At 70.2% G+C, this 12,135-nt stretch carries 10 protein-coding genes; 9 read left to right on the top strand and 1 reads right to left on the bottom strand.

Features of this window, described 5'->3' with window-relative positions:
* Positions 1-42: 42 nt before the first annotated feature.
* The 5 genes from QDR37_RS01375 (at position 43) to QDR37_RS01355 (ending at position 6,291) form a co-directional block, all read left to right on the top strand.
* A complete protein-coding gene (locus tag QDR37_RS01375; RefSeq protein ID WP_279711744.1) occupies positions 43-1,950 on the top strand; it encodes an alpha-N-acetylglucosaminidase TIM-barrel domain-containing protein in 1,908 nt (635 codons plus the stop codon).
* Complete coding sequence (locus QDR37_RS01370; protein ID WP_279711743.1) at positions 1,947-2,843, top strand: N-acetylmuramic acid 6-phosphate etherase; 897 nt, start codon at positions 1,947-1,949, stop codon at positions 2,841-2,843. Before QDR37_RS01375 ends, QDR37_RS01370 begins: the two co-directional genes overlap by 4 nt.
* Positions 2,843-3,805, top strand: coding sequence for a BadF/BadG/BcrA/BcrD ATPase family protein (locus QDR37_RS01365; protein ID WP_347882082.1), 963 nt, complete (start codon positions 2,843-2,845; stop codon positions 3,803-3,805). Before QDR37_RS01370 ends, QDR37_RS01365 begins: the two co-directional genes overlap by 1 nt.
* Before the next feature lie 294 nt (positions 3,806-4,099).
* Positions 4,100-5,755 (top strand): ABC transporter substrate-binding protein, encoded by a 1,656-nt coding sequence (locus QDR37_RS01360; RefSeq protein ID WP_279711742.1) that lies wholly within the window; start codon positions 4,100-4,102, stop codon positions 5,753-5,755.
* Between the two features lie 176 nt (positions 5,756-5,931).
* Positions 5,932-6,291, top strand: coding sequence for a DsrE family protein (locus tag QDR37_RS01355; protein ID WP_279711741.1), 360 nt, complete (start codon positions 5,932-5,934; stop codon positions 6,289-6,291).
* A 129-nt stretch (positions 6,292-6,420) separates the two neighbouring features.
* Here QDR37_RS01355 and QDR37_RS01350 read toward each other — a convergent pair whose 3' ends face one another.
* A complete protein-coding gene (locus QDR37_RS01350) occupies positions 6,421-6,738 on the bottom strand; it encodes a RidA family protein (protein ID WP_279711739.1) in 318 nt (105 codons plus the stop codon).
* A gap of 296 nt (positions 6,739-7,034) precedes the next feature.
* Between QDR37_RS01350 and QDR37_RS01345 the strand changes: the two genes are divergently transcribed.
* Genes QDR37_RS01345 through QDR37_RS01330 form a run of 4 tightly spaced genes read left to right on the top strand, consistent with a single transcriptional unit; the run spans position 7,035 to position 12,115 of the window.
* Positions 7,035-8,570, top strand: coding sequence for an amino acid permease (locus tag QDR37_RS01345; protein ID WP_279711738.1), 1,536 nt, complete (start codon positions 7,035-7,037; stop codon positions 8,568-8,570).
* Positions 8,567-9,340, top strand: coding sequence for an FCD domain-containing protein (locus QDR37_RS01340; protein WP_279711737.1), 774 nt, complete (start codon positions 8,567-8,569; stop codon positions 9,338-9,340). Before QDR37_RS01345 ends, QDR37_RS01340 begins: the two co-directional genes overlap by 4 nt.
* A 31-nt stretch (positions 9,341-9,371) precedes the next feature.
* The gene (locus QDR37_RS01335) at positions 9,372-10,718 is read left to right on the top strand and encodes a glutamine synthetase family protein (protein ID WP_279713531.1); all 1,347 of its coding nucleotides are present in this window, start codon (positions 9,372-9,374) and stop codon (positions 10,716-10,718) included.
* A gap of 2 nt (positions 10,719-10,720) precedes the next feature.
* Positions 10,721-12,115 (top strand): aldehyde dehydrogenase family protein, encoded by a 1,395-nt coding sequence (locus tag QDR37_RS01330; protein WP_279711736.1) that lies wholly within the window; start codon positions 10,721-10,723, stop codon positions 12,113-12,115.
* The last annotated feature ends 20 nt before the right edge of the window (positions 12,116-12,135 follow it).

The following is a 12,135-nucleotide window of genomic DNA, read 5'->3' as shown; positions in this document are numbered from 1 at the left end:
ACTCTTCCCGTCTCCGCCCTGATCATCCGGGACACGGAACCGATGGAAGGGCAGGCGGAGGTCGCCGAGGGGTACTACTTCAACTTCTGCACCTTCAGCTACACCGTCGCGTACTGGGACTGGGACAAGTGGGAACGCGAGGTGGATTGGATGGCCCTCAACGGGATCACGATGCCCCTGAACGTCCTCGGCCACGAATCCGTCCTTCATCGGGTCTACACGGAAGTCGGGTTGAACGACGAAGAGGTGCGCGCATTCCTGGGCGGTCCGGGATATCTGCCTTTCCAGTACATGGGGTGCCTCGATTCGTTCGCAGGACCGCTGCCGACGTCCTGGATCAGGAAGCACGAGGAGCTCGCGGTCCGGGTGCTGGACCGTCAACGATCCCTCGGCATGACCCCGGTGCTTCCTGCGTTCACCGGCCATGTCCCGGCGCAGCTCGCGGGACCGACCACCGGGACGCGGACGTGGGACGAGTTCACCACGCACGTGCTCCACCCGGCCGACCCTCGCTACGCGGAGCTGTGCCGGCGGATCACCGAGATCCAGATGCAGACGTTCGGCTCCGATCATCTCTACGCCGCGGACCCGTTCATCGAGATGATCCCCGTCGATGCCGACCCGGCCCACCCCGGTCGAGTCGCCCGAGCGACCATCTCGGGCCTCGTCGCGGCGGACCCCCAGGCCGTGTGGGTGCTCCAGTCCTGGCCGTTCTCCTTCCAGGACGACTTCTGGACCGAGGACCGCGTCGCGTCGTTCCTCGATGCGATGCCGGCGGAGCACAGCCTCATCCTCGACCTCTGGGCCGAGACGAAGCCGATGTGGAACCGCTCGGATCGGTTCCGCGGGAAGCCGTGGGTCTGGTGCGCACTGCTCAACTTCGGGGGCCGGACGGACCTGATCGGGAACCTCTCGACCGTCGCCGACGGGTTCCACGAGTCGCTGACGGGAGACAACCCGCCCATCGGCTGGGGGCTCGCGATGGAGGGCACGAGGAACAACACCGCGCTGTTCCAGCGCGTCGCAGAGGCGGCGTGGTCCGGTCCTGCGCCGTTCGATCACTGGCTCCGGGACTTCGTTCGGCACCGCTACGCGGGGGCGGAGAGCGAGGACCTGGTGGACGCCTGGCGCGCGCTCGCCTCGAGCGTCTACAAGGAGACGAGCCTCGATGTGCTGACCGGTCACTTCCGCGGGGCCCTCACGGCCAAGCCGAGCTACGCGGAGACCCTGGCACCGGACCGTCTCGCTACGCGCCTGTGGGGATCCCGCCCGTATGACCCGGCGATCCTCGTCCGGGCCTGGCGGCTGCTGATCGAGGAGGCGGAACGACGTCCTCGGCTTCTCGACGGTGAGCTCGGCCACGACCTCATCGAGGTCGGCCGGGTGGTGCTCTCCCACGTCGTCGACCAGCACCTCGTGGCGACCGTTCGGGAGGCCGCTCGGTCCTCGGGCGAGACGCCGGAGGCGCTCGGCCGGTTCCTCGCGGTGTTCGACGACCTCGATCGCCTCCTTGCGTGCCGCCCGGAGTTCACCCTCGAGCACTGGGTCGGTGAGGCGGAGGCGTGGGCCGAGGACGAGGAGGAGCGGCGCATCCTGCGCGACAACGCTCGTCGGATCGTGACCGTGTGGGACCGGCCCGGTCCGCCGAACCTCGACGACTACGCCGCGCGGACCTGGTCCGGCCTCGTCGGCGGCTACTACAAGGACCGTTGGACGGCATGGGCGCGCGGCCTCTTCGAGGCCGTGCGCTCCCCGAGCGCGGAGCACGACCAGCGCCTGGGTGAGCGGCTCCTCGACATCGAGCGGACGTTCCTCGAGCGCGGGCCGGATGCGCAGCCGCGACCGACCACGGATGTCGCGTCCCTGGCTCGCCGGCTGTTCGAGGCCCACGCCGGCGCGCTCCGCACGTCCACCGACGTGGCCTCCCAGACCGTGACGGGATCGAGATGACCGGCGACCTGACCACTGAGACGCGCAACCCCGCGACCGCGCACATCGACTCCGCCGAGACGGCCGAGATCCTGGAAGCGCTCTACCGGGAGGACCTCGTCGGCGTCCATGCGGTGCGCCGTGCGGCAGCGACGACCGCCCGGGCGGTGGAGGAGACCCTCCGACGCGTCCGCGCCGGCGGCAGCATCCACTACTTCGGGGCGGGGGCTTCGGGGCGGATCGCGGTGCTCGACGCGACCGAGATCAGACCCACCTTCGGCGCCCCGCCCGGACTCTTCACCGCCCATTTCGCCGGGGGTTCCGAGGCGCTGTTCGATTCCTCGATCGACCGGGAGGACGCCGAGGATTCGGGCGGCGAGGATGCTGCCGGCCTCGGACCCGCCAGTGTCGCCATCGGCGTGACCGCCTCGGGCGCGACGGCCTACGTGACCGGGGCGCTTCGCGAGGCGCGCAGGCTCGGCGCGCTCACGGTGCTGATCACCTGCAACCCGAACGCGGCTGCCGGCGAGCACGCGGAGATCACGATCGTCGCCGATACCGGGCCGGAGGCCCTGACGGGGTCCACTCGGCTGAAGGCGGGCACGGCGACGAAGGTCCTCCTCAACTCCTTCTCGACCGCCCTCATGATCAGGCTCGGTGCGGTGTACTCCAACCTGATGGTGAACCTCGTCCCCTCCAACGACAAGCTGCGGCGCCGAGCCGTCGCCGTGCTCACGGAGGCGACCGGGCTGGATGAGGCCCGGTGCCGCGAGATGCTCGAACGTGCGGACGGATCCACGCCCGTGGCGCTGGTGGCGTTGCTGTCGGGCCGGGGCGTCGACGAGGCTCGCGGTGCGCTCGACCGATCGACCGGGGTGCGCGCGGCCGTCGAGCTGCTGAGGGACACCGACTAGTGGCGGTCGCGTCTGGTGATGGGGGCGTCCTCGCCGGTGTCGATGTGGGCGGTGGTGGGGTCCGGGTGCGGCTCGCGTCCTCCGGCTCGGAGATGGAGTCCCGCATCGACCGGCCGGTCCCGCGGCTCTCCGGCAGAGTCGACGTCGATACCGTCGCCGACCTGGTCATCGGCGCGGTCCAGCGCGGGCGACGCGAGCTCGGTGCCTCCTCCGTCAGCGCGATCGGCATCGGCATGACCGGGATACCCGGGCTCGTCGACAGCCCCGAGCGACTCGCTCGCACCCTCCAACGGGCTCTGCATGCGGAGCGCGTCGTGGTCGCCGGCGATTCGGTCACCACCCACGCCGGTGCGTTGAACGGCGACCCCGGGGTCGTGATCGCCGCGGGTACGGGCGCCATCGCGCTGGGGAGAGGTCAGGACGGCGTCTGGAAGCGGTCGGACGGTTGGGGGTACCTGGTCGGCGACGAGGGAAGCGGGGCCTGGATCGGACGGAGGGGCATCGCCGCAGGCCTTCGGGCGTGGGACGGCAGGCGCGGAGGCTCGGAGCTCCTCCTCGCCGCGCTCCTGACCGAGTTCGGCGATCCTGCGACGCTCGTCGACCGCATCTACGGCGACGCCCTCGCCGCCCACGTCCTCGCGGGCTTCGCGCGGCCGGTCGCGGCCGCTGCGAACGCGGGTGATGCCGTCGCGCGGGAGATCTGGGCGGATGCGGGGCGGCGACTCGGCCGGACCGCTGTCGCTGCGGTGACGGGGGAACCGCTCTTCTCCTGGGGCGGACGGCTGTTCGACGTCGGCGATCTGCTGCTGCTGCCGTTCCACCAGGAGGTCCGGCGATGCGTTCCCGACGCGCGCTTCGTGCCGCCCCAGGGTGGCTCCGCGCGTGGTGCGCAGCTCCTCGCGGGCAAGGCGCTGGAGGACGCCCTGCCGAGCCAGCCACCTTTCCTGTTCGTGTACGGCTAGGTGCTCCGCGACCGCTCCTTCTCCTCGCCCGGCGTCGGGGAGGAGCCCTCACGGCGCTCCGGGTCTCCGCACCCCGCCGCATGCGCACCGCGGAACCCAGAGCGACGACCGTGGTGATGGGCGTGCCCGAGTGGCTGTCGGTGCGTCTCCACGAATAGATGCGTGCGAGACGTATCTATCTTTGCTAGGTTGCCCGCGACGACGATGTCTCGGTTCGAGCTCCTTCCCCCCTCGGGGTAGCCGCGTTCGCAGGTTCGTCGCGACGGTCCGGTCAGCAGTGAGGAAGGACGAGCAATGCAGTCATCCCGTTCATCGAGGCTGCGTCGCCTCATCGCGTCCGCGGCAGCCGTCGCCGCGACGGTCGTGCTCGCCACCGGGTGCACGTCGGGCGGGGCGTCCTCCGGCTCCAACGCGGTCATCAGCATCGCGAACACGACCGGAGCGACCTGGACCTGCGGGTTCAACCCGTTCAACCCGGCGGTCAACGGCGAGTCGTTCGGGTTCGCCTACGAGCCGCTCGTGTTCGTGAACGCGCTCAAGAACGCCGCGCAGACGCCGATGCTCGCGACGAAGGCGACGTGGTCGACCGACTTCAAGACCCTCACGTTCGCGACGCGGCACGGTGTGAAGTGGAGCGACGGCAAGCCGTTCAGCGCGGCGGACGTCGCCTTCACCTTCAACCTCCTGAAGAAGGACCCCGGGCTGGACCTGAACGCGCTCTGGTCCTCGTCCGGGCTCCAGTCGGTCTCGCAGTCGGGCCAGGACCAGGTCGTGTTCCAGTTCAAGGCACCCGCGCAGCCGTACTTCTACTACATCGCCGATCAGACCCCGATCGTGCCGATGCACATCTGGTCGACGAGCGCCGTCGGGAACCCGGTCAGCTTCGCGGACGCCAAGCCGGTCGGCACCGGCCCGTACACGGTCGCGCGCTGCACGCCGCAGAACATCCAGTACTCCGCCAACCCCACCTACTGGCAGCACGGGAAGCCGACGGTCAAGACGGTCAACTATCCCGCGTACACCGAGGCCGCCCCGGCGAACCAGGACCTGGCGAGCGGGAAGGCCCAGTGGGGCGGTCAGTTCATCCCGAGCATCGACAAGTACTACGTCGCCCGGGACAAGGCGCACAACCACTACTGGTTCCCGCCGACCTCGAACGTGAGCCTGGCGTTCAACCTCAAGCACCCCGTGACGAGCAAGCTCGCGGTGCGGCAGGCCATCGCGTACGCGGTGGACCGCGGCACGGTCTCGAAGATCGGTGAGAACGGCTACGAGCCGGCCGCGAACCAGTCCGGCATCGTCCTGCCGACGTTCCGCTCGTGGTACGACAGCGCCCTCGCCGGTCAGTACGACTACACGCAGAACCAGTCCAAGGCGAAGGCCCTTCTGGCCTCCGCCGGCTACTCCGCGAGCAACCCGCTCAAGCTGAGCGTGCTCACGGTCAGTGGCTTCACCGACTGGGACGCGTCACTGCAGGAGATCAAGCAGGAGCTCGCGCAGGTGAACGTCCTGCTCACCGTGCAGGACCTCGCGGGCCAGACGTACAACACCCGCCTCTACAAGGGCGACTTCGACGCGGCGTACATCTCCGAGACCGGCGGCCCGGCCCCGTACTACGAGCTCCGGCAGATGCTGCTCAGCGCGAACAGCGCACCGCTCGGCCAGAACGCCACGTCGAACTTCATGCGGTTCTCCGACCCCGCGGTCGACGGGCTGCTCAACCAGTACGCGAGCGCCTCGGAGACGGAGCAGCACGCGATCGTCAGTAAGCTTCAGAAGGTCATGCTCACGCAGGTGCCCGTCGTTCCGATGACCGAATCGGTGAGCTGGTCCCAGTACGAGACGAAGACCATCAGCGGATGGCCGACCGCGTCCGACCCGTACGCGCTGCCGGCGCCGTACGCGTACCCCGACGAGGAGCAGGTGCTGCTGCGGCTGAAGGGGAAGTGATCACCGGCGCGCGCTCGGAGGGTCGGACACCAGGTGGGTCACGATCCGAGAGGGCGTGATCGGCAGCGATGCTCCGTGAGCCCCTCGCGCTCCCGCCGGCGCGAGGCAGCGGAGCTGCGCCGCCCGTAGCCTGAGTCCGGACTTCTCGATCGAAGCCCGACGTCGGGGGGATGAGCATGACCAGACCGAAGACCGTGGTGCACGTCTTCCACGACGACGCGGACTCGCCGCGGACGGGCAGTCGCGTCGCGCAGCGTGTCGCCGAGGTTGCAGCCGAGCGCGGGGTCGAGATCGAGGTCTTCTGCTTCGGGCCGGCTCAGCGGCGGCTTGCCGGCGACGGCACCGAGGCCGGCGGCGTGTTCAACGACCAGATCGACGCGCTCGTCGCGAGCGGTGTGCGGGTGGGCGCATGCGTGAACTCCGCTCGAGCGGAGGGCACCGAGGCGGCTCTGCGGGCGCGCGGCGTGGTGCTGAGCGTGGCTCGCGACGAGTTCGTCCGCTTCACCCTCGAGGGCGCCACGGTCATCACGTTCTGACGCCGTCGCGCGGTGAGCGCGATCCCGCTTCCACCGCGGTCATCGTGATCCACCTCGCGGGATCGGACCCCGCGCCGGCCTGTTCGCAGGGCGACGTCCGCGGAGGCTCGGCCGCCTGGACGAGGCTCGTCAGTCGACCTTCGCGGTCATCCGGATGGAGATCAGCAGGTCGGGCACGCTCACGCCGAGCTTCGCGACGAACCGTGCTGGGGGAGGGCCGGTGATCCATCCGGCGTAGACGGCATTCATCGCGGCGAGGTCCTCCGGGTCGTCGAGCAGGATCCCGACCTCGACGACGTCGGCCGCTGAGACGCCCGCGGCGGCGAGGATCGCCCCGCAGTTCGACAGCGCCTGTCGCGTCTGCGCCTCGAGGCCGTCCGAGAGGGCGCCGGTGGCGGGGTCGGCTCCTGTCGTGCCGGAGAGGATCAGGAGCGAGCCGGCTCGCACCGCCTGGCTGTGGAGCGGCGAGCGCGGCGCATCCGGCGTACTGACCACGTCACGGACAACGGCGGCTCCTCACCTCTCCGCAGAACGGAGTCCCGTACCGCCGGCCCGGGCCGGAGAAGCCCGCCCGCTCGGTCTCGTCGGAGCCGAACCGGCTCGGGCGTCGCGGGGGAATCGGGGCGAGCCCGACCTGCCGACGCCATACGTCTGAACTCAGACCATTGACGCAGGGCCGGTGCCCTCGGCAGCATGGGCAGCGATCCCCGTACCGGTCCCTCGATGGAGAGGAAGAGCCACGAATGAGTGTTGAGTCGCCGTCCGAGGTGGAGGACGCCGACGCCGCCGGCCTCGCCGCCCTCGGCTACAAGCAGGAGCTCCGGCGGGGGATGAGCGGGTTCTCGAACTTCGCCGTGTCCTTCTCGATCATCTCGATCCTCGCCGGCTGCATCACCTCGTACAACATCGCGCTGAAGTCCGGTGGCCCGTCCGCCATCGACCTGGGATGGCCCCTGTGCGGCGTCTTCGTGCTCTGCGTCGCGCTCGCGATGGCCGAGGTCTGCTCGAAGTACCCGACCGCCGGCGGCCTCTACTTCTGGGCCGGGCGCCTGGCCAAGCGCAACAAGCGTGAGTGGGCGTGGTTCGTCGGCTGGTTCAACTTCCTCGGTGAGGTCGCCGTCACCGCCGCCATCGACTACGGCGCGGCGGTCACGATGATGGCGTTCGCCAACCTCGTCTGGGGCGTGCCGGTCGGCGCGGTGAGCACCTACGTGCTGTTCCTCGTGCTCATCGTCGTCCACGGCCTGCTGAACACCTTCGGCGTGAGGCTCGTCTCGCTGCTGTCCAGCGTCTCGGCCTGGTGGCACATCGCCGGCGTGCTCATCATCGTGGCCGCGCTCTGGATCCTGCCGACGCACCACCAGTCCGCCGGCTGGACCTTCACGGCCTGGCACAACGAGACCGGCTGGACCTTCGGGCCCTACGTCTTCCTCATGGGGCTGCTCATGTCCCAGTACACCTACACCGGGTACGACGCGTCCGCGCACGTGGCCGAGGAGACGAGGAACGCCGCGATCGCGGCCCCGAAGGGCATCGTGATGAGCGTCCTCGTCTCCCTCATCGGCGGCTGGATCCTGCTCTTCTCGATCACTGCCGCGATCCAGAACGGCTCGCAGGCGGGGCTCGCCAAGCTCGCCGCCTCGCCCACCGGGCTGCCGCCGGCGCAGATCTTCCTCGACGCGCTGAACAACCCGACGCTCGCGAAGTTCCTGCTCTTCATCGTGTGCGGTGCGCAGTTCTTCTGCGGCATGGCGTCGGTGACCGCGAACTCGCGGATGAGCTACGCGTTCTCCCGCGACAACGCGATCCCCGGCGCGCGGCTCTGGGCGAAGGTCAACCCGCGCACGGGCACGCCGACGAACTCGATCTGGCTGTGCGTCGTGCTCGCGGCCGTCCTCACCGCCCCCGCGCTCGTGAACCTCACCGCCTACCTCGCGGTGACCTCGATCGCGGTGATCGGTCTCTACATCGCGTACGTGACGCCGGTGCTGCTGCGGCGGCTCGACCGCGACTTCGTGCCCGCGGTCTGGAACCTCGGCAGGTGGAGCGCGGTCATCGGCTGGGTCGCGGTCGCCTGGGTCGTGCTCATCGTCATCCTGTTCGTGCTGCCGCCCGTGACGCCCATCACCGCGGACACCTTCAACTACGCGCCGATCGCGGTCGTCGTCGTGGCGGTGTTCGCCACGGTGCTGTGGTTCGCCCGCGGTCGGAAGCACTTCATGTCCCGTGAGGAGGGCGTGCACCTCACCCGTGACGCCGAGGAGCTGCTGGAGGAATGACCGGCAGCGAGGGGGAGCCGGACGAGGCGGAGGAGACCGCGGGCGTCCCGGCCGTGGACTCGGCGCTCGTCGACGTCGTGCTCCGGCCGGTGCGCGGCCACATGGCCTTCGAGTCCTGCATCGAGCAGCTCGGTTCGGCGATCCGGCTCGGGATCTTCCGCCCGGGTGACCGGCTGCCGAGCGAACGGGAGCTCGCGGACCGACTCAGCGTCTCGCGCGCAACGCTGCGGGAGGCGATGAGCGCGCTGCGGGCCGCCGGGTTCGTCTCGACGTCGCGGGGACGCGGAGGCGGCACCGTCGTCGAGACCGCCGCCGGCGACTGGACCGCTGCGCCGATCACGGGGACCGACCGGAAGGCGGAGATCGAGGACCTCACCGTCTTCCGGTCGGTCATCGAGCCCGGTGCGGCGTACCGCGCCGCGCAGAGCGACCTCTCGGCCGACCAGCGGCAGCTGCTCACCGGCTGCCTCCACGCCCTCGCGGGCGCCGGCTCGCCGAGCGAGTACCGGCAGGCCGACGCGCGGCTGCACCTCGCGATCGCCGCGGTCTGCGGATCCGATGCGCTCTCGAGCGCCTGCGGCGCCGTGCAGGTGCGCATCCATCAGTTCCTCGCCGAGATCCCCTTCCTGCAGAAGAACATCGAGAGCTCGGACGAGCAGCACCGGGTGATCGTGCAGGCGATCCTCGACGGCGACGCGGACCGAGCCCGATTCGTCATGCAGGACCACTGCGCCGCCACCGCCGCCCTCCTGAAGGGCCTGCTGAAATGAGAACGCACCTGTGACACTCCGCAACGACCGCATGCTGAGCGTCGAGCAGCTGCGCGAGGGCATCCTCGGCGGCGAGATCGACACCGTCGTCCTCGGCTTCACCGACATGCAGGGCCGCCTCCAGGGCAAGCTCGTGCACGGCGCGTTCTTCCTCGACTCCGTGCTCGGCCACGGCACCGAGGGCTGCGACTACCTCCTCGCCGTCGACGTCGAGATGAACACGGTCGACGGCTACGCGATCTCGTCCTGGGACAAGGGCTACGGCGACATGGTCTTCGAGCTCGACCTCGACACCATCCGCCGCCTGCCGCACCGGCCGGGCACCGTGCTCATCCAGTGCGATCTCACCCTCGAGGACGGCACGCCGGTGCACGTCTCGCCGCGCGCGATGCTCAAGGCGCAGATCGAGCGGGCCGCCCGGCTCGGCTACACGGCGCTGGCCGGCACCGAGCTCGAGTTCGTGATCTTCGAGGACTCGTACGAGGACGCCTGGCGGTCCGGCTACCGCGACCTCACGCCGGCGAACCTCTACAACGTCGACTACTCCATCCTCGGCTCGAGCCGGGTCGAGCCGCTGCTGCGCGACATCCGCAACCTCATGTATGCAGCAGGCCTCGAGCCCGAGTCGGCCAAGGGCGAGTGCAACTTCGGCCAGCACGAGATCGCGTTCAAGTACGCCCCTGTCCTCACGACCGCCGACAACCACACCGTCTACAAGACCGCGGCGAAGGACATCGCCTCGCAGCGCGGGAAGTCGATCACCTTCATGGCGAAGCCGAGCGCGCGCGAGGGCAACTCGTGCCACATCCACATGTCGCTGCGCGGCACCGACGGCTCGCTCGCCTTCTGGGACGAGGCGACCGGTGCGGCGACCCCGCTCTACGACTCCTTCATCGCCGGCGTCCTCGCCACCATGCGCGAGTTCACGCTCTTCTACGCGCCGAACATCAACTCCTACAAGCGCTTCGCGAAGGGCTCCTTCGCGCCGACCGCCGTCGCGTGGGGCCACGACAACCGCACCTGCTCGGTCCGGCTCGTCGGGCGCGGGTACGCCGCCCGGATGGAGAACCGGTTGCCCGGCGGGGACGTGAACCCCTACCTGGCCCTCGCCGCGATGCTCGCCGGCGGCCTCCACGGGATCGAGCAGGGGCTCGAGCTCGAGCCGGAGACCCGGGGCAACGCCTACGAGTCCGGCGCCCCGACCGTGCCCACCACGATGCGCGAGGCGCGCGAGCTCCTCGCCGCATCCGCGATCGCGCGCGACACCTTCGGCCAGGACGTCGTCGACCACTACCTCAACTACGCCGACGTCGAGCTGGCGGCCTTCGAATCCGCGGTGACGGATTGGGAGCTCAAGCGCGGATTCGAGAGGCTCTGAGCATGCGCCTGCCCACCAGTCCCTACGCCGCCGGCGGCGTCCACCAGGTGCTCGACCCGGCGAGCGCCGCGCCCGTGACGGACGTCACGCTCGCCGATCTCGCCGAGACGGATGCCGCGATCGAGCGCGCGCATCGCGCCTACCCGGCCTGGCGGGCGATCGCGCCGGGCGAGCGCGCCCGCCTCCTGCGGTCCTTCGCCGCGGCGGTCGACGCCCACATCGACGAGCTCGCTCAGCTCGAGGTGCTGAACTCCGGGCACACCATCGGCAACGCCCGGTGGGAGGCCGGCAACGTCCGCGACGTGCTCACCTACTACGCGGCGGCTCCCGAGCGGCACTTCGGCCGGCAGATCCCGGTGCCCGGCGGCATCGACGTGACCTTCCACGAGCCGCTCGGCGTCGTCGGGATCATCGTCCCCTGGAACTTCCCGATGCCCATCGCCGGCTGGGGATTCGCTCCCGCGCTCGCTGCGGGCAACACCGTCGTGCTGAAGCCCGCCGAGCTCACCCCCCTCACCGCGCTCCGGATCGCCGAGCTCGCGCTCGAGGCGGGGATCCCCGAAGGCGTCTTCACCGTGGTGCCCGGCAAGGGCGCCGTGGTGGGGGAGCGGTTCGTGACCTCCCCGCTCGTCCGCAAGGTGTGCTTCACCGGCTCGACCGAGGTCGGCAAAGGCATCATGCGCGGCTGCGCCGACCAGGTGAAGCGGGTGACGCTCGAGCTCGGGGGCAAGAGCGCCAACATCGTCTTCGCCGACGCCGACCTCGAGCAGGCGGCGGCCACGGCTCCCGGCGGCGCGTTCGACAACGCGGGCCAGGACTGCTGCGCCCGCTCGCGCATCCTCGTGGAGCGCAGCGCGTACCACCGCTTCCTCGAGCTGCTCGAGCCCGCGGTCACGTCCTTCCGGGTGGCGGACCCGCGGAACGAGGACGCGCAGATGGGCCCCCTGATCTCGGCGAAGCAGCGGGACTCGGTCGCCGCCGGGATCGACGGCGCCGACATCGCGTTCAGCGGGCGACGCGGTCCGGACGGAGGCGGGTTCTGGATGGCGCCCACCGTCGTGATCCCGCGCTCCCTCACCGACCCGGTCTGGACCAAGGAGCTGTTCGGGCCGGTCGTCGCCGTGCTGCCGTTCGACGACGAGGCCGACGCCATCGCGAAGGCGAACGACACCGAGTACGGCCTGTCGGGGTCGATCTTCACCCGGGACCTCGGGCGCGCCCTCCGCGTCGCGCGGGCCGTGGAGTCCGGCAACCTGTCGGTCAACTCCCATTCCTCGGTCCGGTACTGGACCCCGTTCGGCGGGTTCAAGCAGTCAGGGCTCGGACGTGAGCTCGGTCCGGACGCCCCGGACTCCTTCTCCGAGACCAAGAACGTCTTCATCAGCACCGACGCCTGACGGGCGTCCGCGCGCACGTC

The sequence above is a fragment of the Amnibacterium sp. CER49 genome (assembly GCF_029846255.1).
Taxonomy (GTDB): domain Bacteria; phylum Actinomycetota; class Actinomycetes; order Actinomycetales; family Microbacteriaceae; genus Amnibacterium.
This window is presented reverse-complemented; position numbering and strand designations above follow the sequence as displayed.